The following is a 22,635-nucleotide window of genomic DNA, read 5'->3' on the forward strand; positions in this document are numbered from 1 at the left end:
TTCAGCCGCTCTTATTCGCTGACTTGCTCAAGGGTTGCGTCGAGGATATCCGCACCGATCTTGCTGCGGTATTCGTCGTAAACGTCGGCCACTCTGCTGCGGAAGGCTTCCACATCGTCAACTTCGTTCACCGCCATGCCGGCTGAGCGAATCTGGTCCAGAACGCCGTCGTTGTTGGAGCCAACCGTTTCACGCTGGCGCTGGATAGCGCGTTGGGCAGCCTCTTTCACCATTTCCTGCTGGTCTGCCGAGAGCTTGTTAAAGGTCTGTTTGGACATCAGCAGTGCCAGGGCGTTATAGGTGTGACTGGTAAGCGAAAGGTAATCGGTCACTTCCGGATACTTGTTGGCAAAGATCACCGGCAGCGGGATTTCCAGGCCATCAACCGTTCCCTGCTGAACCGCCGTGAATACATCACTCCAGGCCATGGGCACCGGGTTTGCGCCGATGGCGCGGAAGCTGGCAATGAACAGGTCACTGGGTTGAACCCGCAGCTTCATCCCTTTGAAGTCTTCCGGTGTGCGAATCGGACGTTTATTGTTGATCGCGTGGCGGAAGCCTGCTTCCGGGAACCCCAGCCCGACAATGCCCTTGGAATCAAGCTTGGCGAGCAACGTCTGGCCAACCTCTCCATCAAGCACCTGGTGGGCCTGCGCGTTGTTGGCATACAGGAACGGCAGATCGTTCAGCTGGAATGAAGGCTCCAGAGTGCCTACCTGCGTGCCGGTAATCACACCTGCGTCCATGGTGCCGAACTGCATTGCCTGCAGCATGGCCGTGTCGTCGCCCAACTGGTGGTTCGGGTAAAACTGGACGTTGAACTCGCCGGGTGCTGCAGATTCAAGTTCTTCCGCAAAATAGTGGGCCGCAATCGCGTAGGGGTCCACTTCGCTGTCGGCAGTGGTCCATCCCAGTTTGATTGTTGTTTGCGCATGGCTGACTGCCGCTGCGCTGATCAGAACAGCAGCGGTTATGCTGCCAAACAAACGGGAGGTGAAGAAGGAATGAGTAGCCATCAGAATGTTCCTTTATTTTGTAATCGGTTTTAAGGCCGTTCTGTAGTCATTTCTACATGCTTGGATTAATTTTTTTATCCGATTCAGATCGGTAAAAATAATATAGGGTAAAGAAAAAATAAGCGCAAACTTAATATCATTCAGCTTGAAGTGCACAGGATTCACGATAAGTGTCATGAATTTCATGCATCGAAGAATGCATAAGATTGAATATATAATAATTCTTTCAATCGACTTCTTTAACGGCTATATTCAGGAAAAATAATGCTATGACGTTTCAGATAAATAGCCTGAGGACTTTTTATGAACACAGAAGTGCTATGTGAAGTTGAACGCCTGGAGAAAGACCTTTTATGGCCTGGCGGGAAAAGGCTGGCTATTATCTTTAATATAGCCTTTGAAATGTGGACTCCTGGTTCCTCCTCAAGTGTTAATCCTATGGGTAATGTGCTTTCTGATGATATCAATGACCCAAATGCTGACAGTTACGGTCGCTATAATGTCAATCGTGGCTGCAAAAGATTATTTGATATCGCGGAAAGCCACAAAATAGCTACAAGTGTTTTTACTTCGGGATTGGTGGCAGAAAATCATGCAAATGAACTAAAAAATAAATCCGATTTTGGTCATGAAATAATTGGTCATAGTTATGGGCAGAATTTACTATTCCCTTATCTGAATGATCAGGAGAGAGAAGACAATATAACCAGATCAACTCAACTGATTGAAAGTGCAACCGGGGAACGGCCCCATGGCTGGATAAGCCCGCGAATCACTTCAGATCTTGATGTTCAGCGTAAGCTCTCCCAGCACGGCTATAAATGGCATGGAGACGCCCTGGACGACGATTTACCCTATCTTCAGAAATTCGCGGATAGCGAAATAATGGCGATTCCGGTAACCATTGATTTCAATGATCTTCCCCATGCAATGCGATTCGGAAGAACTCCGGAACAATTTGTACAGATGTTCAATACCACGCTGGATAAACTGCTGGCCAGTAGCCGTGAAACGCTCATTCTGGACGTGATTGTCCATGGCCACTGTTATGGCCGACCTGCCGGAGCCTGGGCTTTCGAGGAAATTGTAAAAAGGTGCACGCAGGAAAAAGACCTGTGGCTGACAACAAGAGGACAGATCTACAATTACGTGCGCCCGTTCTTTGGTGCCTGATATCTTGCGGGCCTTTTCACCAGCTCTCCCAATCTCTCCCCGGTCGCAAGATTCCGAAAAATCTGGGGAGTCATGAATGGCGCTGAGCCGTCCACATCGGGCGCTCCCGAACCCGCAGCCAGATCGCTACCATTCACGGTTCGCGTTTCAAAAGACAGCCGTGTCAGGCTTGTGGTGTTGGGTACGCTCGCGTGCAGGTGGGCGCCTGAAAAGCACAGCAGGTCGCCGGGCAACAAACTGATCGCCAGGGCATCACCCCAGTCTGGCGCCGTGTTCGCTGTCGGCAGCAGGGGGTAGGCGAGAGTTCTTTTCGTTCGGTGCGCCTGCATCATCTCCTGAAAATTCCAGCCAGCACTGTTGTTCTCGACAAGTTGTGTAAAAAATCCTGGGAAAAGCGCGAGCGTTCGCTCTGGCGTTGTCTCGAAGAGAGGAGCCCACCAATTGATCTGTGCCGGCAGGTTGGACCCCCAGGTGTCCCTGTGGGCGCAAAGCGGACCTGTCCGTCCGCCCTGAGTATCCGGCCCGGGTGGTTGGACACGAACAAAAATGCTGTCGCCGTATGTTTTTTCCAGATCGGTATCGATGGCCGACAGCACCCGGCGCCAAGCCAGGTCGACCTGGCTGTCGCTTTTGACTGACGCGCGCAGTGCCTCCGCGGCCTGATCAATCTCGGCGGGAGACATCGAATTGTGAGCAGAGGCCGGATCTTTACCCAGATAGTTGATGCAATGGGTGCGCAGCCTGTCGGTGAGCTCCACTACGGCATCAAAACCACGGAAAACAATCAGGTCGCCCTGATAAATTCTGGCGTTGCGCTCGGCCTCTGGAATAGGGAGTGCCAAATGGTATAAAGCGGTCATGGTCCGGTTTTCACCAAATAACAGTGTTGTTTGTATCTCGGTTTTCCACGGGCTTTGTCTCTTGTAACCGGGAATCTCAATCCTCAATGTTAATTGCAGTATCGCACCGGACAAAAGAAAGGCCAGTTTCCGTGGAACCAGTTACCAAGAAACCCTGCATCGACATCTGCGAGTTCAATAAGAAAGAAATCTGTAAGGCCTGTGGCCGTACCGGGCAGGAAAAGAAAGAATGGAAGCAGCTTTCTGCCGATGAAAAACACGCCATCTGGACCCGTATCCTGGACTCACACGGTTCCGGTAAGGGCAAGAACCCAAGGGCCTTGCGGGAACTTTTTGAAAAGGCCAAACGCAAAAAGCGGAAAAAGGCCTGATCGCACCGGGTTCCCTACTGATCCGGCACAGGCCGCAAGGTGTGCTATTGCTGTGGAGCAGCTGAAGGCAGGTTGCCTCCCAGCATGTTTTCAACCACTGCGGCGTTATAGAAGGCCTCGACGGTCTGTATCTTGTCATCCCGGACACGGAACCAGACGGCAAGCCGCACATCCCCGATTGGTTCAAAGTAGGTTCGGTAATCCAGAATCGCGAACACGTGTTCTCCGTCGGCACTCAGCTGACGGACGATCAGGTCTTTCTGAATGGCTGCCATACCAAACTGGTAGCCCAGCATGTCATCCCTGCTGAGGAAGCGCATATTCGGTCCCACGTATTCAAATCCATCAGCAACCAGCAACTCCTTTGCCTCATCAAACCGATGCGCATGAATGTCAGCGATGAACTGCGCGACGATGTCCTTTGGCTGCATGGATAGACTCCATTTTCAGGTTGAAGATGATTACACATCGTGAAAAATATTATGGGGATCAACCTTACCACGATGGTCTTTACGCAGGTATGCCAAGGCGTACAACTCGAGTTCGGTTTGCGTATAGTAAAAGCCCTTATAGATGATCAGCGGCTCATAACGCGCCAGACTGATCACCTGGGTATGGTTTATTCCGTGGTGTGTCGAGATGACACCTTTGCGTGACAGCTCCTTGTGGAGCGCGTCCGGAGACCTGCCCGCCGAGTAATCACTGAAAAGTGGGTCTGCAAGTTCCGCAAGCTGTTTACTGAGTGCCGTTCCGGGCGCGACTATGTCGCCGCGCTCAGGGCCTTGCCCGTTGAGTATCAACCACCTGCAACCGCTGACGCTGAGCCATGTCACCGCAGCACTGAGACCGATGAGAAGGGTGCGCCTATCCATGGGCATTTCCTTTTAAAGTGCCGGCAAGGTGTGCGCCCAGGCGCAACGCCATTGCCACAATGGTATAGGTCGGGTTGGATGCGCCGCCAGCTGGAAAGACCGACGATCCGGCCACGTAGAGGTTATCGGTGGTATGCACGCGGCAGTTGCTGTCGACCACGGAATCGGCCGCCGACAGCCCCATTCGTGTAGTGCCCATCAGGTGTCCACCATCATGCACCCTGAATTCGGGCTGCAGGACAGAGGGGCGTCCCAATCCTGAGCGCAGGAGTGCCTCGCCGAACAACCGCCAGCTCTGACGCGCCAGATCATGGTAGCGGTAATGGAAATCAACCCGTGGCATTGGGATACCAAGGTAATTGCGCTGGTCACTGTCGCCTACCGAATTCCTGAAATCCGGGGCAATTTCGGCCCGAATGGAAACCGGGGTATGAAGCATCCCGCGCCGTTCGCCCAGCAGCACGGTCCGGGTCATCTGCTCCAGATTGAAATCCGCGCTGAAAGAAAGCACTCCATTTTCGATGCAATAGCTGTCTGATAACTGGAGCGCGTTTACGATGCGCGGATCTTTTTTTATGCCACTCGGGAGCCGGTCCCGGTCCAGGTAAATGTCCGCCACCGCGTAGATGTGTGGATGCTCCATCAGGCCCAATCCGACGGGCATCTGCTCAACGATATCTGAAAGCTGCAGCAACCGGGGATTGCCCACTCCACCGCAGGCAAGTACGAAGGTTTCAGCCGACACAAATGTCGATGAGAGCCGGGGTGCGAGTGAGTCCCGCAGCTCCAGAGCTGTGACGGTGTGCCCCCGTGTTATCAGGCGCACAGCGGTGTTGCCAAGTATCAGGTCAACGCGGGGATGGTATTGGAAAAAGGAATGGTACTTTTTATTGAACCGGACCGGCGGGCTCAGGTAGAAGGGTTTGTAAACCAGTTCCGATGTTCCTTCAATGGCTACCGTCGGCAGTCGATAGGCGGCGTCTGGCAACTCTAGAATACGGGCGGCAGCCGGATACCACCGGCCAATTTCCTGATAGGAAATAGGCCACTCCTGAGCTGCGAAAGCTCTCTCCTCCAGCACGGCACAAAACCCACCCCAGATGGTCGAGGTGCCGCCAAAGCAACGTTGCGTGTGCATGGGAAAGTAATTGTCGTTCAAATCGCCATGTAACTGGACGCTCGCCAGGGTCTGGATGGTTGGGAGTGGCTCCAGTGATCCACTTTCGATGACAGCGATTTCAAGGGAAGGGTCTTTGGACAACTCAAGTGCCGTAGTGATGCCGGCGGGACCGCTACCAACGATAATAATGTCATAGTGACGGTACTTCGGTTGATTGAGAATCATAGAGACAACCTTCCTCGTCACAATCCCTCTGGGCTTGTTCAACTCTGGCTTTCAGAGGTTCCCCTGGGGCTACTGATGCGGTCTCGCCCGCTCCGTTTTGCTTCGTAAAGCGAGTCGTCCGCAGCCTTTAGCAGCGATGACAGGCTTTCAGAATCTGTAATTCTACCGCTGGCGAGGCCCATGCTCAGAGTAACCAGACCAGAACCAGTGGCGGGGTGGGGAATGGCACTTTCTCGCACACTGTTCCTGATTCTCTGCGCCACCTGCTGAGCCAGTGACAGTGGTGCATCCAGCATCAGGATCAGGAATTCGTCACCGCCAAGCCTTATCGGGTAAGCCTCGCTCAATCTCAGACAGCTACGAATCAACTGGGCCAATTGCTGAAGGCAAAGGTCACCCTGCAAGTGTCCCAATGTATCGTTATAGGGTTTGAACTGGTCAATATCCATCATCAACGCCGTCACCTGGTGATAGCGACCCTTACTCACCAACAGCTTGCGCAAACGTTCCAGGGCCCGGCGATTGCCCATCTCGGTCAGCACATCGGTTTCGGCCTTGACCAGCGCATTCTGGTATTCCTCTTTGAGGGCAGTGGTAATGTTCTTTGCCTGAGTGATATCCACACCGATGCCCAGCAGGCCTACCTCCGGAATCAGTGTTTCTGTCATTAACAGCCAGCGGCCATCCCAGGCATCAATTTCAAACTGGCGATAAGTCTGGGAGCGACGCTTCGCCAATGCCGCCTGAATCCACGATTCAATATCGTCAGTCTCGATAATCAGGCCCTGGCCCCTGGCATAGTTGTCACGCATGATATCGGGCCAGGTGGGGTGCGTACCCCGCGTGTGGCAAATGAGGTCGTAATACTGGTCATTGGCATAGAGCAAACGCTCCTGGTCATCGAACAGGAACACCGTTGCACCACTTTTATCAAATAACTGCGCTATTCCCGGCAACGTATGAGTTGGCGGTGAACTAGCATTCGACGGAAACGTCACTATTACTGCCCCTGCTGCTTTCTCTCGCCGTGATCTCGATTCTCTGCCTTACCAGCCGAACCATCATATTTCAAGATACTACGCTAAATTCGATGGTGCGATACCAACCGCTTGCCATATTGCGGGGTTGCCTGATGCCAACACTGCGCGCAATACGGCTGAATCCGCTACTGTTGCAGCGGGGCGGGATGGTTAATGGGAACTGCGGATTTTCGACCAGACTGGCTCGATAAACACCGCGGAACAGATGATCAGCATGGCAGTGAGCTGGAAACCGGTGACCGGCTGAGACAGAAAGTACCAGGTCAGCAAGGCTGCAATCACCGGTTTTAGGAAGAACAGGTAGCTGCCCCGGGTAATATCCGGTACCGCCGCCAGGCCACCGATCCAGCAAAACTGCGTGATCACGGTGTTGAAAAGTACCAACACCAGCATGGCTGACCATTGTTCGGTCGGGCGTTCTAACAGGGTAGCTGGGTTAACCCAGTCGCCCCAGGCCACGCCGACCAGCAGCCACAGGCCGATGCCGCCGACCAGCGTAGTGAGGCTGGTAATACGAAGGGCGCCATAGCGGATGATGATTGGCTTTACCGCAACGGTGAAGCCACCGACGAAGATGGCGCAAGCCAGCGCCATGAGCACACCGATAAAGGTGCTGCCGCCCTTTGCCAGGTCCAGCAGATAGCCATCCGTTAGCAGCAGCGCGACTCCAAACAGAGCCGCCGCCCCGGTAATAATCTTCAGAGGCGTAAATGGCTCCTTGTGGAGATAACGGTTTGTCAGCCCCACAATGATTGGAACGGCGGTCACCATGGTAGCGACCTGGGGTACCGTGGCGTAATCCAGGGCCCAGTGGAAGAACAGGTAGCCCACGGTCACTCCGGCAATGGACAGCATCACAATGCGCACGGGGATTTCCCGTAACGGGGTAATCAGGTCCCGGCTACCGGGTGTGACCAGTGACAGCAGAACCAGCCCGATACCGCCGAGCAGGAATCGCCAGGAGGATAATTCCGGCCCGGCCATACCGGTCACCACGGCGGCGAACTCGCTGGACCCGTGACCGAGCACCCCGATGAATACGGCAAGGTAAGCGATGCTGGGGAATCTGTTCCACAAGCTCATGACGGGAATAACATAGTTAAACTCTTCACAATGGTTGCGCTCTCAGCTTCAGGGATCAAAAGCGCACCTTGTCTCACATCGCCCTTGCAAACAACCCAAAGGGCAGGGCCTTTAACACATAACTGAGTGGTGTCCAGGGCCACCAGGGCACATAGGCGCGGCGTTTTTCGGACTCAATGGCTTTTACCAGTGCCTTGACGCCGGTTTCCAGATCCACCCGGAAAGGCGCGTTCTTCGTATCGCGGTTGATATCCGTAAGAATGTAGCCGGGAAGAATGTTGCTGACGTTGATGGGCTTGCCCCTGGTATCCAGTTGCAGGCCTTCTGCCAGTGAAGCCACGGCGGCCTTGGTGGCGGCGTAGACGTTAATGGGGCCACGGAAACCGCGAACGCCGCTGACCGACGACATCAGTACCAGATGGCCGCTGTTCTGTTCCCTGAAAATCTCCATGGCCGCCTCACTCTGGGCGATGGCAGCGATAAAGTTGGTTTCTGCCGTTTGGCGATTGGCGGCGAAGTGCCCCCGGCCGATGGGCTGGGAACTGCCGATGCCTGCGTTCACCACCACGCGGTCAAGACTACCCAACTCATCCCTGAAGCCCCGGAAAACCTCGAATACCTGATCGTAGTCGCACACGTCCAGGCCTCGAACCAGCACCCGAATGTTGGGGTAGGCCTGCTGCAATTCCCGCTGCAATGCCTCAAGCTTATCCGCCCGTCGCGCGCACAGTGCAAGATTGCAGCCCTTGGCGGCCCATTCACGAGCCATACCTTCGCCAAGACCAGTGCTGGCACCGGTAATCAGAATGTTTTTTCGCATTGGTTACGCCTTGTTTCGGTCGGGTAGATGAGACGCAGATTATCATGATTGGCGAATGCGGGTTACACCAGCCTATACTTCAGAAGGTGCTGCACTGACTACTTGAATCCAGGAAAGGAGCAAAGTCATGGATGTGCCCACGTTTGACGAGCTCAGGGATCTGCTCCAGCGTGACCCGGAAGGGTTCGAGATATTACGCGCGGCATTGATTGAAGACTGTATTCGCCGCAGCTCCACGCGCAACCAACAGCGGTTGCGGGGCCTTCAGTTTGTGATCGATGCCCGGCGCCGGATAGCTGGCAGTCCCATGAAGGCACTGTTGGATATCCAAACCATGATGTACGACTCGTTGCTCGCTCTGCAACAGACCCTGCTTATTCAACGGCGCACCTCTGAACCATCCGCGCCACTGAGTGCACGCGTCCTGCATTTTCGACGGCCCCAATCGCCGCAGCGCTGAGACTGTCCCGGTTTTTATTATTCAATGGGGTATCAGCATGAAAGCTGCCGGCCTGTTTCTCATGTTATTCGCCGTATACGGATGCACCGGAAAACCCTATGCCGTCGAGCCAGCCGCCGAGGCTGACAGCGCTCCAACACAAAGGGTGTACGTTGTGGGCCACGGCTGGCATGTGGGGGTTGTTGTTGCCGCTGACGAACTCAACCCATCGATTCCCGGCCTGAAGGAACGGTTTGGAGAGGCTGGGTATTACGAGCTCGGGTGGGGCGATGAGGGGTTCTACCAGGCCAGCGAGATTACGGCAGGCGTGACTCTGCGGGCAATCGTCTGGTCAAAGGGCACCGTGATGCACGTGGTGGCACTGCCGGTTTCTCCGGATAACTACTTCGCCGGGAGTGACGTCGTTGACACCTGCCTTACCGCTGAAGGTGCCGATTCCCTGATAAAGTACCTGTCCAACAGCTTCGCCCGGGATGCCAACAACAACCTGGTTGAACTCCAGCGGGGAATCTACGGAGACAGCCAGTTCTATAAGGGCGAAGGCCGGTACCACTTGCTCAATACCAGTAACAAATGGACCGCCAAAGCCCTGAAGAGCGCAGGAATGGAGATATCGCCAACGTTCAAACTGATGGCCGATAGTGTGTTGGCGTTCGTCGAGGAAAATCGCGAAGCCTGTGTCAGGTAGCGCAGACAAAACCATTAGTCCCCGGTGAGCAAGCCTGCGTCACGGCGAACCTGATCCATAATGCGCTGGCTCGCAAGGGTGCGCTCATGGGTCATCAGATTGCTCTCAGATTTTCCCTCTGCGATACATCTGACCACATGCCTGATCTGATACTCAAAGCCGTTGACCTCGAACGGACAATCAACGGTCTGCACACTATCGTCATTTGCAACCAGTTTGATCTTTTTTGCCTGCCAGAAATTGCTGGGAATAACGATCCGTCCCTTGCTGCCAAACACAGTCAGTGCGTTGTCGTATTTGTTCCTGAAGCTGCAAAGCAACTGGCTGACTCTGGCACCGGGATAATGCAACTGGATGGCGCAGGTTTCATCGACCCCGGTTGGCCCGAGATGGACCTGAGAAACGATATCTTCGGGGTCAGCCTGCATAAACCACTGCGACGTGGCAACGGTATAGATCCCCATATCCAGCAGAACGCCCCCGGCCAGGTCTGGATTCAGCAGGCGGTCATGAGGTTTGCGCGGCACAACGAAACCGAAAGATGAACGTACACCGCTGATCTCACCAACGCTCTCCCGGGCCAGCCAGGTATTGGCCTGTTGGTAAGCGGGCAGAAACAGCGACCACATAGCCTCCATCACAAAAACCCCTTTGGCTTTGGCGGCCGCGAACAGGCGCTCGGAATCGGCAGCGGTCACGGTCAGAGGCTTTTCGACCAGTAGATGCTTGCCGCAGGCTATCGCCGCCAGAGCCTGTTCCAGATGAAAATTATGCGGGGTGGCAATGTAGATGGCATCCAGACTGTCATCCTCGTACAGCTTTGCGTAATCGTCGTAGGCGGTCTCGATCTGATGCTCATCAGCAAACTCACGACAACGATCAGCGTTACGACTGGCAACGGCCTTGAGCGTGCCAACGCCCTCTGCCTGCATTGCCCGGGCAAACTTCCCGGCGATCCGTCCGGGCCCTACAAGCCCCCAATTGATACTCATGCTTATTACCCCGTGTCGGAACAGCTTTACATTCAGAGGCGCAATTTCGACGCAATGAATGGCGCACAAGCCGTAATGGTAAGCACGACAGGCCAGATATTTCCATCCTTGAAAGTGTAGGCTTCAAGCAACACCGGCCAGGATTTGCCCTGAGCCAGCCCAAACGAAAACTCGAAAACCAGCGTGAGCGCAAGCCACCCAAAGCCTACCGCCCATTGTTGGGAAGCCTGGTTCAGGCGCAGCCAGGGAAGGGCCAGGTAAGCGGCGCCAATAATGAGGACGGAAAGCAGCAATCCGCTCAGAATGAACGCGGCCGGAATGCCGAAGGCGGGGAGAAGAACAATCTCGCGAATGAGACCGTTCGTGATGGCCAGGGCAAGAATGCCGAACCATACAAGCAAACTTTTTAAAGCGATCATGAAAATTGCGTTTACCTCAGTTGGCTGTCCTTGCTGCCACGGCGGCTAATGCCGCTCGACCCGTGGCCAGCCTTCTGCTGAATTCTGATCACCACAAACTCAGCGGGCTTGAGCGGCGCGAAGCCCACCAGAATATTGACGACCCCATGAGTAATGTCGCTTGCGGTAGTCGTCGCGCGATCGCATTGGACCAAATAGGCTTCTTTGGGCGAACTCCCCTGGAACGCGCCCTGCCTGAACAATCCCTGAAGGAAATCGCCAACACTGAGTCGGATCTGTGTCCAGAGCTGGTCATCGTTACGCTCAAACGAGACCCATTGAGTGCCCCGCATGACGCTTTCCTCAATGAACAGGGCGAGCCGGCGCACGGCCACGTACTTCCATTCAGATGCCGGCGCGTCAGCACCGCGGAGAGTGCGGCTCCCCCATATTAGCGTGCCATAACGCGGGAAGGTGCGGATGCAGTTGATACCACGCGGGTTAAGCATCTCGTTCTCGGCGTCGGAAAGAGACAGCTCCGTGCCCAGGGCCCCACTAATCGACGCCTGTATCCCCGCTGGCGCCTTCCATACGCCTCGGCGGCCATCTGTCCGAGCGTAAACGCCGGCCACAAAGCCGCAGGGCGGAAAGGTTCGGGCACGGTTCTCATCGAGCGGGTCCGCGGCCTCAACCCAGGGATAGTAGAGTGCCGAGTTCGAGGCGTCTGCGTTCGCCATCGAAGCGTTTGTGGCGGACATCGTAGAAGCAGAAGCACCCTTGCTACTGTCGACAATGAGAAAGGCCCTTCGCTTTTGGCAAAAGGTTTGCAGCGAGTCCACAACCGTCGGGGAGGTTTCTGCCGGCACGCAGAGGATGTTGAATAGATCTACCTGGTCCAGCAGGTAGATTCCGCCATCCTTCGCCAGCGGATCGAGCTTGTTCTCAAAGGCTGGCTCGTTGGGGGTGAGTGGCGCGCCGTCGGAACCTGGCGTCGTAAAACCTGTCGCCGCCGTGCTCTCGGGTGGTTTGGTGTGGCTCCCAATCATCTCTATCGAAATGTAGGCCGACGCATCGTTGACTATGCGCTTCACAAAACGAGGGTCTGTTTCCCACACTGACAGGTCATCAAAGCGCTCCACGGTATGCGCCTGCTGTCCGGAGGGTTGATAGATCACTGCGAGAGAGAATCGCGTTGCGTCGGGGCTGCCGGTTGTCGTCTCGATCCTGTAATCGTTGGCCCAGGCTCCCGGTGATGCGGCAGTGACTGTCAGCGTAGTGCCGAGAGTCAGCGAAGCCGAGACGGCATCATCGCCGAAGAGCCGAACGATGTAAGCATTACCGCCGCCATTGGCAAAGAAATGCTGGACCGCGTAACCAAGAAAGCTCCGCGAATCCAGCCCGCCAAAGTGATTCTGGAAATCCTGAAAGCTCCGGACCCGCTGGGCGCGATCTATAGGGCCCCGGGCCGCCCAACCAACGAACGCCGTGACCGATGTGTCGACCCCCGAGATCGAGGGCACCATCTCTGGGGTTTCCTGGATGTAAACGCCCGGATAGCGCGTAATGGCAGGTTGGCGCAGTTTGCGGTTCTTGCGGAGCTGAACCTGTTTTTGCAGACGCGGGGACATAGTGAAGGCTCTCCGAGAGATTTGCCGTCTCACTCTAACTCCACCAGCCTGCCCAGCTGGCCGATGAACGCCTCGTCCAGATCCTCGCGACGGTTAGCGGCGAGAATAGCCAGCCCCTGGAACTGCTCGGTACGCTGCAGAAGGTGGTTGATTTCGATGTTGGCGTAGCGGTCGTGGGCATCCTTGACCTCGGTTCGCTTACCGAACAGCGCGTCAGCCTCATCGAAAAACAGGATGGTGTCTGCCTTTTGGGCAGCGTCAAAGACCCTGAGCAGGTTCTTCTCGGTCTCGCCAATATACTTACTGGCTACGGCGCTGAGATCGACACGGTACAGCTCGTGTTCCAGGCTGTTGGCGAGCACCTCGGCCGCCATTGCTCTGTGCCTGGCGGTTCCACCGACGACCAGCAATCCTCTTGGTGGCTTGCGACTGCGTATGGCGGGTGACCCCGAACTCTCATCCAGCCTGGGAGGTTCCCGCATCTCCGCAACAACCTGATGCAGGATCTTGCGCCCCTCATCCGACACAGTCAGGTCGCTCCACTGAGCGACGGGATTTATGCGCTGAGTCAGGTCATCAAGGCCGGAACTCATCCCAAGGTGTGTGTGGCGTGGTGAACTCTTTTTGCGGCTCATGAAACACCTCCTTGTTAGAGGCTAACCTGACTATACAAAGTGTATACGATTTTAGGGTGGTCTGACCCCGTTATTCGGAGAGATGTTTATGCTGAGAACCTGATCCTAAGCCCAGGCATTGCAACGCCATAAGGGGCCTGGTGTCCTATCAACCAGTCCGCGGTTTTAATTGTTGAGATGTTAATCGTATAAATTCTCTGACCTTAAAAGGCAAATAAGATCGCGCTGGATAGATAGCATGTACAGGAAAGCTGCGCAAAGGCTTGTCCGGCAACAAACTGACTAGCCTGCCGCTTTCAATGTCTTCAGCAAATACCCATCGCGGGCCAAGGTGTATGCCTTTGCCGTCAAGCACAAGTTTCCGTATAGCAGAAACGCTGTTGACCATAATGTTGCTTTTGATTTTCAAGTGCGAGTGGCGACTGCCATCGGCAAACTCGATGTCGCTTCTTGCCTGAATCGGGGAGTAAAGAATAAAGTTATGCGCTTCCAGGTGCTCCGGGGATGTCGGCGCTCCATGCTCGGCCAAATAGCCAGGGCTAGCCGCCAGCACTCTGTCGTTGTATCCCAGTCTTTTTGCAATCAAGTCGGAATCTGGCAATTCGCAGATTCGCACAGCGACATCCAGATTGCTTTCAAACAAGTTTTCAAAATGGCTACCCAATAACAATTCCACGGACAACTCCGGAGCCTCTTGTTGCAGCTGGTCAATTACCGGAACAACAAATTTAGTGCCGAAATCCGCCGGTGCCGCAATTCGCAACTTGCCGCTGAGTCGACTGACACCGCTTTTGATTTCCTCTTCCAAAGCAGCCTGATCATCAATGAGTTGGCGTACTCTCTCGTAATAGAGTTGCCCAAGCTCAGTCGGAGTGGTGCGTTGTGTAGAGCGGCGCAACAGTTTGACTTGAAGGCGGTCCTCCAGCGCGGCAATTTTTCGACTGACAGACGAAGGCTCGACCTGTAGATATTCGGCAGCCTTTTTAAAACTGCCCGATTCCACAACTCGGAGAAACATTTGCTCGGTGCTGCTCATAGTTATTGCATTTTTGGCAATTAATAAATGCAAAATACCACCCTTCCTGCTCTCCATCCAATCGAATAGGCTGAATCGACGGTACCGGCCACGAACTTTGTGCCGCCCCCTCTTCACTAAATGCAGGAGAAAATCATGTCTAAAATCGATCTGAACGGAAAAGTTGCGCTTGTATCTGGTGGCGCCAAAAATCTCGGTGGACTTATCAGCCGGGAACTTGCAGCAAGCGGCTCCAACGTAGTGGTTCACTACAATAGCGATGCGACGGAGCGAGACGCGGACGCAACGGTCAAAGCAGTGAAAGAGCTGGGATGCAACGCGATTGCAATCCAGAGTGACCTGACCAAAGCAGCCAACGTATCGGCACTATTTCAACAGGCCAAGGACCACTTCGGCGGCATCGATGTGGCAGTCAACACCGTGGGGAAGGTATTGCGCAAACCCATCACCGAAACAACGGAAGCCGAGTTCGATGAGATGATGGCCATTAACGCCAAGTCCGCCTACTTTTTTATTAAAGAGGCCGGGCTGCATCTGAATGATAACGGCAAACTCATCACGATTCTGACCGCCTTGTTGGCCGCATTTACCGATGGCTATTCAACCTATGCTGGCGGCAAGGCACCGGTGGAACACTTTACACGTGCCGCGGCCAAAGAGTTCTTCGCACGAGGTATTTCAGTCAATAACATTGCACCAGGCCCTATGGAAACACCATTTTTCTATGGCCAGGAAACCCCGGAACGCGTGGAATTCCATAAGTCGCAAGCCATGGGCAATCAGCTGACCATGATTGAGAACATCGTTCCGATTGTGAAGTTCCTGGCAACAGAGGGATGGTGGATCAATGGCCAGACACTCTTTGCCAACGGTGGCTACACAACACGGTAGACAATCAGTTGTTTGTCACCTCTGGTTCTCAGCAACCCGGGGTGACATTCTCGTTTAAAAAGTCCGGACTGACTGGAGAACAGCGTGAGAACACTATTATTCATTTTCGGCGGCATCATCCTATGGGCGGTCATTACTGGGCTTGCGAAATTTTTTAGCAATCAGGCGAGCAGAGGCTGGATGCCGACGGTCATTTTCGCAGCCATCTGGTTACTGGTCACTGGCTGGAACGTTTGGGTAGGGATGACACAAGCTGGCTATACGTTTATGGAAGAGTTGCCAATTTTTTTGTTGACCTATTCGCTTCCGCTTGCGACCGCAGTCGCTATAAAGCGCAAAATCACACCGTAAAAGCGCTGCATTCGTAACGAAGTGGAGAAAATACCGTCCGGTGGAGGGCCGCCAGGCTTGTTCCTCGGGAGCGATCTGGAAGCGATTCATGTATAGCACAAAAAATACCACTCCAAGTAAACCCCAGCCAGACCCCAGAAAGACACCCCAGGCAAGGAACCAGAACGCAAACCCCAAAAAGTAGGGGAGGAATGCGTTTTTCAAGCATGAAAGAAACCTATGAATTGGCTTCGTAACTGATCAAGCCCACCTCAGCGGCTCACTCAGAGCAGATTCAGTGTTGGACAAAGGGAGAATTAAGCCTCTTCCTTCAAAACCAGACTGACAAGCTTGTGAACGAGCGGCGACACCACAATTATGGTGGGAAAGGCGACCGCAAACGCAAAAAGCCAGGCATTCAGCCAGATTGAAACGATATTGCTGACCCAACCCACGTTAAAAACACTGATCACCAGCGACATGATGCAGGACATCAACAGTGACATGAAAAACGAAAACACGATTCTGTGATACTTGCGGTCAATCATTCTTTATCTCTTCAAAACATTCGTAGAGCTCGGTAAGGATTCCCCAGGGCAGTTCAGACTCTTTATCGTTTTTTCCTTCAGCCAAATCGTATCATCCTGGTACGGATGTTCTCTCCAATCTTCCGTCACCTCAATACAAAAACCGGGCAAATCAGAAAGGCCTTGTTCCCTTGGTCGGAGTAGGCGAGGGAGTAGGTAGCCTGCATCTCTGCGGATCGTTCATTGACGGATTCAGGTGAGGCAGTGCCATCGCCCCAGAAAAAGTTGATGGCAGCAGAGAAATACTCACGGTCACTGTGAACCATGATCCAATTCCTTTGCTGAGAACTTGACCCTAAGCCCAGGCATTGCAACGCCATGCAGTTCAGATTGCCAGGCTTCTCCCGCTTGAATGGAATTCGCGGTGGTAATCGTGCCAGTGGTTACAATTTCTCCCGCGTGCAGAGGTGCGTAGTTGCCTTGTTTAGCCAGTACCGAGACCAAATGGGCAACGGCGGCGAGCGGATTGCCCAAGACGTTCGAGCCCTTGCCAGTTTCGATGTGTCGCCCGTTGCGAGACAAATCGAGCGAGAAGGACTCAAGTGCAGCCACTGGATCGCTCCCTAATTGAGCAAGCGGTAGTGATGGCCCGATCAGCAGCGTGCCGTGGGGTGCCCAGTCGGCAACGGTATCAGGGGTCTGGCGCCTTCAGCCTGTCGTGCATCGTGAATAAGATTCGCGACCTCGTAGGCGGCCGGCAGATCGAAAGCTGGCAGACGATCTGTGATTGGCTGAATCTGGCTCGTCGAGTCTTGCGCTGCCTTCACTTCGAGCGCAAGTGCATGAAGGTCGAGTGGGGTCTGCATCGTGGGTTCTCCGGTTGGTCCAATGCCCGCAGTATGCACGGCTTTGGAATGGAGGCGAAGCAGCGTTGGAAAGGACGGCGCCATGCCTGCGATGGTCATACCGATTCATACTCACTCGTATGATTGAGTTCACGCTTGTTCCCTTCGAAAGCCTCGTAAGATACATACATCAACTCCAGGGTTCAGAAAAATTAGCTCGTCGCACTCGCCCAGGATCGGCTCGATTATGTCTGCGTAACAACCCTCAATTATCCAGCTCTCATGATCGGCAATGAAAAGCCTCACATCAGCGATGCTATCCTGGAGTGGGCGCCTCTGCGTCCCTTCGCAAAATGCCACTTCGTCAAGAGACAGGCGAGCGGCTGGTTCTCTGGCAATCAATCTCTTGGAGAGCGTGCTCTTACCAGCTCCTGCATTCCCAAGAAGTATTGTTCTCACCATGCTGTTCCTTCATTTTTGGTCCCGCAAAACCCGATGAATTCGTCAGACCTTGCATTCGCGATGACGAATCGGGATGGACTGTCAAGCGTCGCCTGCGCGCTCTTGTTGGCCAGCCACTTTGAATCCTTCGTGGAAAGTGACAGTGCCTTGGGGAATATTCCCGTCGAAAGACATTGTGAGAAAGACTTCCGGTGGAACTCCTTTTTGGACAGGTTCTGGAACGTTATCGAATCCTAACTTCTTGTAGTACTCCGGATGCCCTACGAGACAACAGCCGCGAGCATGCATCTCCCTCAGTTGTGCCAATCCTTCGCGGATCAGGGCCTTGCCAATGCCCCGACGTTGGTATTCCGGCAAGACCGAAACAGGTCCAAGTCCGTACCAGCCCGGCCACCCATCTCCGCGACCAGCGATACCGTGAGGGCATTGCCAGCACGTAGCGCCTCGATTATAAATTGCTCAGTGTGGTTGCTGATCTCAAGCGTATTGAAGGCAGCTATAGTCACTTCGCTAATTGCGCTGACATCGACACTTGTTCCATTCCTGATAGTGACATCGGGTTTCATGGGGCATATTCCTTTGACCAACGCCCGTCTCACGCGCCGGTTTGGAGCCGCGAAACGGTGGAAAATCGGTGGCCGTGCAGCCGATTTTTAAATCCTTAAACGTACGACATTATGAGCATGGACAACACCCTGTCCCGGTATTCGTTACTCTCACCATCAAAAGGGAGGCAGATCATTTTTTATCAGCCAGGCCCGAAAAGGCGCCGCCGAGTTCTGGAGCTCGATCTGGGTCAACCCCAATCGTTCGGGCCTTACGGGGTGAATTTGGCCGTAAAGCTGCTCTGCATTATTGCCGTCTGCAAACCCGGCACGATTTGCAGTTTCTTGAGGTGCGGCAAACACAATTCGGGGAATGCGAGCCCAGTGAGCAGCAGCCAGGCACATGGGGCAGGGCTCGCAGCTTGCGTACAAAATAGCTTCCGGCATATGCGCACTCCCGAGCATCTTGCCGGCCAAGCGTATTGCCGCTACCTCGGCGTGAGCGGTGGGGTCGCACTCCAGCTTTGCCCGGTTACCAGCCCGGGCAATAACCTTGCCGTTGTGAACCACCACAGCGCCAAAAGGGGCTCCACCATCGTCGACCGATTCGATGGCTAGGCGAACGGCTTCCTGGAGAAAGGCTTTGTCAGTGTCGTCGGTCAGGGAATAGCTCACGTTCGGCCTCTCCTCATTGTTGGATCTTGCCCCTGGGCGGCTAGCGAAGCTGACTGTCCTTGCTGCCTCTGCGATTGATGCCGCCTGAATGGGGGTGTTCCTTTTCATGGGCCGACTGGCAATCAATGCACAACCGGACACCGGGAATAGCCTTGCGCCGGGCCTCCGGAATCAGAGCACCGCACTCATCGCATTCCTCGGCGCTTTCGCCTTTGGCTAGCTGGCTGCGCGCGCGCTGGATTTCGTCTTCAACACTGGCGTCGATCTGTTCCTGCACCGCGCCATCCCTTGACCATCCACCTGCCATGGGCCCTCCGGAATCTGTGTGATTGGCAACATTCAACAACACCATTCGAGCGCGAGCGCTCAAACGTGGCCGAAACCGATTTTTCTCGGAGACGGGTTTGCCTTTCGGCCTCCGAGCTTACTTACGATGAAGTGCTCTGTAGCGTTCCTCGAGTTCGGCACGAATGGCACGGCGCTCCTTACCGTTGGCAAATCGCCGGATCTGATCATCGGTGCGTGGAACCAGCTGCGGCACGGCGACGGCTTTGCCGTTGTCATCAACCGCCACCATGCTAAAAAAGCAGCTGTTGCTATGACGGACCAACTTGTCGCGGATGTTCTCGGTGACCACTTTGATGCCGATCTCCATGGAGGTACGGCCGGTGTAGTTCACACTGGCCAAAAAGGTGACCAGCTCGCCAACGTGGATGGGCTGGAGGAACATCACCTGGTCGACGGACAGTGTAACAACATAGGTCCCCGCGTAACGGCTGGCGCAGGCATAGGCGACTTCATCCAGATACTTCAGCAGGGTGCCGCCGTGCACATTGCCGGAGAAATTGGCTTTGTCCGGCGTCATCAGGACGGTCATGCTCAGGCTTGTTGAATTGTTTTCCATGGCGCTTCTCTGGTGGTTTGCTATCCAGTATAGGCGACAGTGGGCTAAATCGGATGATCACGAAAACTGGATCTGTCCCGGTTTTCTAAGGGAGAATCAAGCCTCTTCCTTCAAAACCAGACTGACAAGCTTGTGAACGAGCGGCGACACCACAATTATGGTGGGAAAGGCGACCGCAAACGCAAAAAGCCAGGCATTCAGCCAGATTGAAACGATATTGCTGACCCAACCCACGTTAAAAACACTGATCACTAGAGACATGATGAAGGACATCAACAGTGACATGAAAAACGAAAACACGATTCTGTGATACTTGCGGTCAATCATTCTTTATCTCTTCAAAACATTCGTAGAGCCCGGTAAGGATTCCCCAGGGCAGTTCAGACTCTTTATTGTTTTTTCCTTCAGCCAAATCGTATCATCCTGATACGGATGTTCTCTCCAATCTTCCGTCACCTCAATACAAAAACCGGGCAAATCAGGAAGGCGCTTGATAAAGGTTCTTGGATAACCTTCGGGCTTTTCACCAATGATGGCGGAATCCGAGTTCTTCAGCGTGACGGCTGGTTGCTGCGATGCACAACCAATAAGGCCTATGCCCAAAAGTACGGTGAGAATGCGTTTCACAGTGTGGATCCTTCGAGACGTTCAGTGCCTGATACGCGGCGGAGTTGTGCCATTGAACCAGGCTGTTACTGCTTGTTTACCTTGGCTCTTGCCGCTGGCTTTCTGGCCCGAAGCGCCGCATCGAATGCCACGGAGGCCCATTCCTTCGCCTGTTCAGCATCCTCGAAAATGCTCTCGGGTGCCATGTAGTAAGACATCTTAATCATGGCGCCATTTTTCTCGTATTCGAACTGATCCAACCCAAGATCAATGAACCGTTCAACCGATTTCTTATCGACCTTCAAATACAGCATATCGTCTGCGACGAGACCAAACATCAGGCCGTCGTGATACACACCATAGCCGCCGAACATGCGCCGAACGGAAACAGGACCAAACTGGCAAAATACATCATTCAGGTTTTCGACGAATTCGCTCATTTGGTCCATTGTCCCGGTTTTTAGAATAATGCCTATGCTGAGAACTTGACCCTAAGCCCAGGCATCGCAACACCATGCAGTGCAGATTGCCAGGTTTCGCCCGCTTGAATGGAATACGCGGTGGTAATCGTGCCAGTGGTTACAATTTCTCCTGCTTGCAGTGGCGCGTAGTTGCCTTGTTTAGCCAGTACCGAAACCAAGTGGGCAACGGCGGCGAGCGGGTTGCCCAGGACGTTCGACCCCTTGCCCGTTTCGATGTGTTGCCCGTCGCAGGACAAGTCGAGCGAGAAGGACTCAAGTGCAGCCACTGGATCGCTCCCCAATTGAGCAAGGGGTAGTGACGGCCCGATCAGCAGCGTGCCGTGGAGTGCCCAGTCGGCAACGGTATCAGGGGCCTGGAACTTCCAGCCGGGGTAGTGCGATTGCACTATTTCAAACCCATGCGCCACCCAATCGATGGCGTCCAGAACGCCGCGAAGTCCATCTTCGACCCGAGGAGCTGAGTGAAAGCGAAGAACGATTTCGGGCTCGATCTTCGGCTCGGCAAATTTGCTGAGCGGGCATGTTGCGACTGTGTCTGTCAACTGAACGACCGTTGTGTCGTAGATGTACGCCCAGATCGGCTCTCGAACCCCAAATTTTGACCACATATCCGGGTTGGTGAAACCGATCTTCCGGCCAACGGGTCTGGCGCCTTCAGCCAGCCGTGCATCGTGAATAAGATTCGCGACCTCATAGGCGGCCGACAGATCGAAGGCTGGCAGACGGTCTGTTATTGGCTGAATCTGGTGCCTTGAGTCTTGCGCTGCCTTCACTTCCAGTGCAAGTGCGTGAAGGTCGAGTGGGGTCTGCATCGAGGAGGCTCCGGTTGGTCTAACTCAGAGATTTGCGGCAATTTCGGAACCGCAAAGCGGTGAAAAAATTCTCCGGCAATTCTTAATCGATAAGTCAGCGTGCTTGCGGGTTTTTTGGTCTCGACTGGGTACCACGAAAGCCTTGCTTAGGTTTCTTTTTCAAATCTACACCTTGAAAAATCCAGCGAAAAGCTTGCTTCCCACCGACCAGTTCTTCATGGGACCACTGTCCACCTGTAGCTTCAGAAGCCCCCCAGACCGAAGGGGGGGCGATAACAATGGGCGTAAAGCTATCATTCATTCGGGCGATTTTATTTGCCGTTTGAGGAGCCTCGTATCGAACCAAAACCTCTTGCGCGGCCCATGGATTAATACGGATCACCATACATGCTTTTCCGACTCTCTCATCAGCTTGAGATAGGTGGCGAATGAATTTCACTATTCCCTGCTCAAATTTTTCAGGACTATCAAGCCCCCCTGACTCCACGATTGTCTTGCGTAGCTTATTACGGAAACCTTCAATTCGATCTGGGTTAAATACCCACTGACAGGTCTTTTTCCAGTTCCAGAACCGCTGAGCATAAGTTTTTTTGAACTTCTGAAACTCCCCACGAGGCTTAATCAATTCACTAACAAAAGGTCGTATTGACTTCCTATTACGGCGCCATCTCCAGCCAACAACGCAAACTTCATGCGCCATTTTTCTATCTTTTTTTGGCAACTTTTTGAACGCTTCGCCAAGGCGGCGCTCTAGGGTATTAACAACTGATCCACAATCCAGCCACTGCATATCTGGTCGGCATGAATACATGTAAAGATTTGAGGATGATAAGCCAGTTAATACGTTGGCCATCCAGTGATCTGCCGGCAACCCCTCCAAGTAACCTCGACCTGTATATCCTATTGCAACAATACCGTCACGAGCATGGTAGACAACTGCTTTATTTGCTTTCTCATCAAACGCTTTAATCGGCCCCCCTGCTCGAGCCTGGGTTGTTAGTAGACGATCACTAACTAGTGCCCATCCAGAAACTCATAATTCATTGATTTCTGGTTAATATTATTGATCAGGCATAAAAAAATCCTCTTGGATCTGGTATGTTTTAAGCGCGAACCAAAACCACCAACCCAAGAGGATT

The 22,635-nt window shown here is 53.8% G+C and carries 31 protein-coding genes; 6 read left to right on the top strand and 25 right to left on the bottom strand.

Annotated elements, in window-relative coordinates; all coding sequences use genetic code 11:
- Positions 1-11: 11 nt before the first annotated feature.
- Positions 12-1,016, bottom strand: a complete 1,005-nt coding sequence (locus tag M8010_RS15800) for a TRAP transporter substrate-binding protein (protein ID WP_250093545.1) — start codon at positions 1,014-1,016, stop codon at positions 12-14.
- Positions 1,017-1,319: 303 nt separating this feature from the next.
- Here M8010_RS15800 and M8010_RS15805 point away from each other — a divergent pair, with 303 nt between their 5' ends.
- The gene (locus M8010_RS15805; protein WP_250093547.1) at positions 1,320-2,189 is read left to right on the top strand and encodes a polysaccharide deacetylase family protein; all 870 of its coding nucleotides are present in this window, start codon (positions 1,320-1,322) and stop codon (positions 2,187-2,189) included.
- Here M8010_RS15805 and M8010_RS15810 read toward each other — a convergent pair.
- Positions 2,162-3,049, bottom strand: coding sequence for a phytanoyl-CoA dioxygenase family protein (locus tag M8010_RS15810; protein WP_250093549.1), 888 nt, complete (start codon positions 3,047-3,049; stop codon positions 2,162-2,164). The genes M8010_RS15805 and M8010_RS15810 overlap by 28 nt on opposite strands.
- A gap of 131 nt (positions 3,050-3,180) precedes the next feature.
- On the opposite strand from M8010_RS15810, the gene M8010_RS15815 reads away from it, so the two are divergent.
- Positions 3,181-3,420 (top strand): DUF1289 domain-containing protein, encoded by a 240-nt coding sequence (locus M8010_RS15815; RefSeq protein WP_250093551.1) that lies wholly within the window; start codon positions 3,181-3,183, stop codon positions 3,418-3,420.
- A 44-nt stretch (positions 3,421-3,464) separates the two neighbouring features.
- Here M8010_RS15815 and M8010_RS15820 read toward each other — a convergent pair whose 3' ends face one another.
- From M8010_RS15820 to M8010_RS15845, 6 genes are all read right to left on the bottom strand, one after another.
- A complete protein-coding gene (locus tag M8010_RS15820; RefSeq protein WP_250093553.1) occupies positions 3,465-3,851 on the bottom strand; it encodes a nuclear transport factor 2 family protein in 387 nt (128 codons plus the stop codon).
- A gap of 30 nt (positions 3,852-3,881) precedes the next feature.
- Positions 3,882-4,292 carry a hypothetical protein gene (locus M8010_RS15825; protein WP_250093555.1) on the bottom strand — a complete coding sequence of 137 codons (411 nt, stop codon included), beginning with the start codon at positions 4,290-4,292 and terminating at the stop codon, positions 3,882-3,884.
- The gene (locus M8010_RS15830) at positions 4,285-5,637 is read right to left on the bottom strand and encodes a GMC oxidoreductase (RefSeq protein ID WP_250093557.1); all 1,353 of its coding nucleotides are present in this window, start codon (positions 5,635-5,637) and stop codon (positions 4,285-4,287) included. The genes M8010_RS15825 and M8010_RS15830 overlap by 8 nt, the downstream gene beginning before the upstream one ends.
- Positions 5,638-5,675: 38 nt before the next feature.
- Entirely contained in the window at positions 5,676-6,635 is a 960-nt protein-coding gene (locus M8010_RS15835) for a GGDEF domain-containing protein (protein ID WP_250093559.1), read from the bottom strand.
- 192 nt (positions 6,636-6,827) lie between these two features.
- Positions 6,828-7,760 (bottom strand): DMT family transporter, encoded by a 933-nt coding sequence (locus M8010_RS15840; protein ID WP_250093560.1) that lies wholly within the window; start codon positions 7,758-7,760, stop codon positions 6,828-6,830.
- 73 nt (positions 7,761-7,833) lie between these two features.
- Positions 7,834-8,580, bottom strand: coding sequence for an SDR family oxidoreductase (locus M8010_RS15845; RefSeq protein ID WP_250093562.1), 747 nt, complete (start codon positions 8,578-8,580; stop codon positions 7,834-7,836).
- A 127-nt stretch (positions 8,581-8,707) separates the two neighbouring features.
- Between M8010_RS15845 and M8010_RS15850 the strand changes: the two genes are divergently transcribed.
- Positions 8,708-9,040 carry a DUF3135 domain-containing protein gene (locus M8010_RS15850; protein WP_250093564.1) on the top strand — a complete coding sequence of 111 codons (333 nt, stop codon included), beginning with the start codon at positions 8,708-8,710 and terminating at the stop codon, positions 9,038-9,040.
- A 37-nt stretch (positions 9,041-9,077) separates the two neighbouring features.
- The gene (locus M8010_RS15855) at positions 9,078-9,728 is read left to right on the top strand and encodes a TIGR02117 family protein (RefSeq protein ID WP_250093565.1); all 651 of its coding nucleotides are present in this window, start codon (positions 9,078-9,080) and stop codon (positions 9,726-9,728) included.
- A 14-nt stretch (positions 9,729-9,742) separates the two neighbouring features.
- On the opposite strand, the gene M8010_RS15860 is transcribed toward M8010_RS15855, so the two are convergent.
- The 5 genes from M8010_RS15860 to M8010_RS15880 form a co-directional block, all read right to left on the bottom strand.
- On the bottom strand, positions 9,743-10,720 hold the full coding sequence (locus M8010_RS15860) for a Gfo/Idh/MocA family protein (protein WP_250093567.1): 978 nt from the start codon (positions 10,718-10,720) through the stop codon (positions 9,743-9,745).
- Positions 10,721-10,752: 32 nt separating this feature from the next.
- Complete coding sequence (locus M8010_RS15865) at positions 10,753-11,139, bottom strand: hypothetical protein (RefSeq protein WP_250093569.1); 387 nt, start codon at positions 11,137-11,139, stop codon at positions 10,753-10,755.
- An 11-nt stretch (positions 11,140-11,150) separates the two neighbouring features.
- Positions 11,151-12,746, bottom strand: a complete 1,596-nt coding sequence (locus M8010_RS15870; RefSeq protein WP_250093571.1) for a phage tail sheath subtilisin-like domain-containing protein — start codon at positions 12,744-12,746, stop codon at positions 11,151-11,153.
- Positions 12,747-12,775: 29 nt separating this feature from the next.
- Positions 12,776-13,381 carry an ATP-binding protein gene (locus M8010_RS15875; RefSeq protein ID WP_250093572.1) on the bottom strand — a complete coding sequence of 202 codons (606 nt, stop codon included), beginning with the start codon at positions 13,379-13,381 and terminating at the stop codon, positions 12,776-12,778.
- Positions 13,382-13,529: 148 nt separating this feature from the next.
- Positions 13,530-14,450, bottom strand: a complete 921-nt coding sequence (locus M8010_RS15880) for a LysR family transcriptional regulator (protein ID WP_250093574.1) — start codon at positions 14,448-14,450, stop codon at positions 13,530-13,532.
- A 102-nt stretch (positions 14,451-14,552) separates the two neighbouring features.
- On the opposite strand from M8010_RS15880, the gene M8010_RS15885 reads away from it, so the two are divergent.
- Together M8010_RS15885 and M8010_RS15890 are read left to right on the top strand one after the other, a co-directional pair.
- The gene (locus tag M8010_RS15885; RefSeq protein ID WP_250093576.1) at positions 14,553-15,308 is read left to right on the top strand and encodes an SDR family oxidoreductase; all 756 of its coding nucleotides are present in this window, start codon (positions 14,553-14,555) and stop codon (positions 15,306-15,308) included.
- Between the two features lie 84 nt (positions 15,309-15,392).
- Positions 15,393-15,659, top strand: coding sequence for a hypothetical protein (locus M8010_RS15890; RefSeq protein WP_250093578.1), 267 nt, complete (start codon positions 15,393-15,395; stop codon positions 15,657-15,659).
- A gap of 296 nt (positions 15,660-15,955) precedes the next feature.
- On the opposite strand, the gene M8010_RS15895 is transcribed toward M8010_RS15890, so the two are convergent.
- The 12 genes from M8010_RS15895 to M8010_RS15945 all read right to left on the bottom strand — a co-directional run bounded on the left by M8010_RS15895 (position 15,956) and on the right by M8010_RS15945 (position 22,349).
- Positions 15,956-16,186 (bottom strand): DUF2798 domain-containing protein, encoded by a 231-nt coding sequence (locus tag M8010_RS15895; protein ID WP_250093580.1) that lies wholly within the window; start codon positions 16,184-16,186, stop codon positions 15,956-15,958.
- A gap of 125 nt (positions 16,187-16,311) precedes the next feature.
- A complete protein-coding gene (locus M8010_RS15900) occupies positions 16,312-16,491 on the bottom strand; it encodes a hypothetical protein (RefSeq protein ID WP_250093582.1) in 180 nt (59 codons plus the stop codon).
- Entirely contained in the window at positions 16,478-16,825 is a 348-nt protein-coding gene (locus M8010_RS15905) for a fumarylacetoacetate hydrolase family protein (protein ID WP_349666115.1), read from the bottom strand. The genes M8010_RS15900 and M8010_RS15905 overlap by 14 nt, the downstream gene beginning before the upstream one ends.
- A gap of 728 nt (positions 16,826-17,553) precedes the next feature.
- Positions 17,554-17,928 (bottom strand): GNAT family N-acetyltransferase, encoded by a 375-nt coding sequence (locus tag M8010_RS20150; RefSeq protein WP_502846227.1) that lies wholly within the window; start codon positions 17,926-17,928, stop codon positions 17,554-17,556.
- A gap of 266 nt (positions 17,929-18,194) precedes the next feature.
- Entirely contained in the window at positions 18,195-18,692 is a 498-nt protein-coding gene (locus tag M8010_RS15910; RefSeq protein WP_250093585.1) for a nucleoside deaminase, read from the bottom strand.
- A 40-nt stretch (positions 18,693-18,732) separates the two neighbouring features.
- A complete protein-coding gene (locus tag M8010_RS15915) occupies positions 18,733-18,999 on the bottom strand; it encodes a DksA/TraR family C4-type zinc finger protein (protein WP_250093587.1) in 267 nt (88 codons plus the stop codon).
- 117 nt (positions 19,000-19,116) lie between these two features.
- Positions 19,117-19,596: an acyl-CoA thioesterase gene (locus M8010_RS15920; RefSeq protein WP_250093588.1), complete on the bottom strand. Its 480-nt coding sequence runs from the start codon at positions 19,594-19,596 to the stop codon at positions 19,117-19,119.
- A 96-nt stretch (positions 19,597-19,692) separates the two neighbouring features.
- A complete protein-coding gene (locus M8010_RS15925; protein WP_250093590.1) occupies positions 19,693-19,923 on the bottom strand; it encodes a DUF2798 domain-containing protein in 231 nt (76 codons plus the stop codon).
- A 3-nt stretch (positions 19,924-19,926) separates the two neighbouring features.
- Positions 19,927-20,223 (bottom strand): hypothetical protein, encoded by a 297-nt coding sequence (locus tag M8010_RS15930; RefSeq protein ID WP_250093591.1) that lies wholly within the window; start codon positions 20,221-20,223, stop codon positions 19,927-19,929.
- A gap of 65 nt (positions 20,224-20,288) precedes the next feature.
- Complete coding sequence (locus tag M8010_RS15935; RefSeq protein WP_250093594.1) at positions 20,289-20,642, bottom strand: TfoX/Sxy family protein; 354 nt, start codon at positions 20,640-20,642, stop codon at positions 20,289-20,291.
- Positions 20,643-20,674: 32 nt separating this feature from the next.
- Positions 20,675-21,496, bottom strand: coding sequence for a 2-keto-4-pentenoate hydratase (locus tag M8010_RS15940; RefSeq protein WP_250093596.1), 822 nt, complete (start codon positions 21,494-21,496; stop codon positions 20,675-20,677).
- 94 nt (positions 21,497-21,590) lie between these two features.
- Positions 21,591-22,349, bottom strand: a complete 759-nt coding sequence (locus tag M8010_RS15945) for a hypothetical protein (RefSeq protein ID WP_250093599.1) — start codon at positions 22,347-22,349, stop codon at positions 21,591-21,593.
- Between the last annotated feature and the right edge of the window lie 286 nt (positions 22,350-22,635).

This window comes from Marinobacter sp. ATCH36 (genome assembly GCF_023555055.1).
Lineage (GTDB): Bacteria > Pseudomonadota > Gammaproteobacteria > Pseudomonadales > Oleiphilaceae > Marinobacter.

Coding starts and splice junctions, on each gene's coding strand:
- M8010_RS15800 (WP_250093545.1), bottom strand. CDS start 1,016: ATGGCTACTCATTCCTTCTTCACCTCCCGTTTGTTTGGCAGCATAACC.
- M8010_RS15805 (WP_250093547.1), top strand. CDS start 1,320: ATGAACACAGAAGTGCTATGTGAAGTTGAACGCCTGGAGAAAGACCTT.
- M8010_RS15810 (WP_250093549.1), bottom strand. CDS start 3,049: ATGACCGCTTTATACCATTTGGCACTCCCTATTCCAGAGGCCGAGCGC.
- M8010_RS15820 (WP_250093553.1), bottom strand. CDS start 3,851: ATGCAGCCAAAGGACATCGTCGCGCAGTTCATCGCTGACATTCATGCG.
- M8010_RS15825 (WP_250093555.1), bottom strand. CDS start 4,292: ATGGATAGGCGCACCCTTCTCATCGGTCTCAGTGCTGCGGTGACATGG.
- M8010_RS15830 (WP_250093557.1), bottom strand. CDS start 5,637: ATGATTCTCAATCAACCGAAGTACCGTCACTATGACATTATTATCGTT.
- M8010_RS15840 (WP_250093560.1), bottom strand. CDS start 7,760: ATGAGCTTGTGGAACAGATTCCCCAGCATCGCTTACCTTGCCGTATTC.
- M8010_RS15845 (WP_250093562.1), bottom strand. CDS start 8,580: ATGCGAAAAAACATTCTGATTACCGGTGCCAGCACTGGTCTTGGCGAA.
- M8010_RS15850 (WP_250093564.1), top strand. CDS start 8,708: ATGGATGTGCCCACGTTTGACGAGCTCAGGGATCTGCTCCAGCGTGAC.
- M8010_RS15855 (WP_250093565.1), top strand. CDS start 9,078: ATGAAAGCTGCCGGCCTGTTTCTCATGTTATTCGCCGTATACGGATGC.
- M8010_RS15860 (WP_250093567.1), bottom strand. CDS start 10,720: ATGAGTATCAATTGGGGGCTTGTAGGGCCCGGACGGATCGCCGGGAAG.
- M8010_RS15865 (WP_250093569.1), bottom strand. CDS start 11,139: ATGATCGCTTTAAAAAGTTTGCTTGTATGGTTCGGCATTCTTGCCCTG.
- M8010_RS15870 (WP_250093571.1), bottom strand. CDS start 12,746: ATGTCCCCGCGTCTGCAAAAACAGGTTCAGCTCCGCAAGAACCGCAAA.
- M8010_RS15875 (WP_250093572.1), bottom strand. CDS start 13,381: ATGAGCCGCAAAAAGAGTTCACCACGCCACACACACCTTGGGATGAGT.
- M8010_RS15885 (WP_250093576.1), top strand. CDS start 14,553: ATGTCTAAAATCGATCTGAACGGAAAAGTTGCGCTTGTATCTGGTGGC.
- M8010_RS15895 (WP_250093580.1), bottom strand. CDS start 16,186: ATGATTGACCGCAAGTATCACAGAATCGTGTTTTCGTTTTTCATGTCA.
- M8010_RS15900 (WP_250093582.1), bottom strand. CDS start 16,491: ATGGTTCACAGTGACCGTGAGTATTTCTCTGCTGCCATCAACTTTTTC.
- M8010_RS15915 (WP_250093587.1), bottom strand. CDS start 18,999: ATGGCAGGTGGATGGTCAAGGGATGGCGCGGTGCAGGAACAGATCGAC.
- M8010_RS15920 (WP_250093588.1), bottom strand. CDS start 19,596: ATGGAAAACAATTCAACAAGCCTGAGCATGACCGTCCTGATGACGCCG.
- M8010_RS15925 (WP_250093590.1), bottom strand. CDS start 19,923: ATGATTGACCGCAAGTATCACAGAATCGTGTTTTCGTTTTTCATGTCA.
- M8010_RS15935 (WP_250093594.1), bottom strand. CDS start 20,642: ATGAGCGAATTCGTCGAAAACCTGAATGATGTATTTTGCCAGTTTGGT.
- M8010_RS15940 (WP_250093596.1), bottom strand. CDS start 21,496: ATGCAGACCCCACTCGACCTTCACGCACTTGCACTGGAAGTGAAGGCA.
- M8010_RS15945 (WP_250093599.1), bottom strand. CDS start 22,349: ATGGCCAACGTATTAACTGGCTTATCATCCTCAAATCTTTACATGTAT.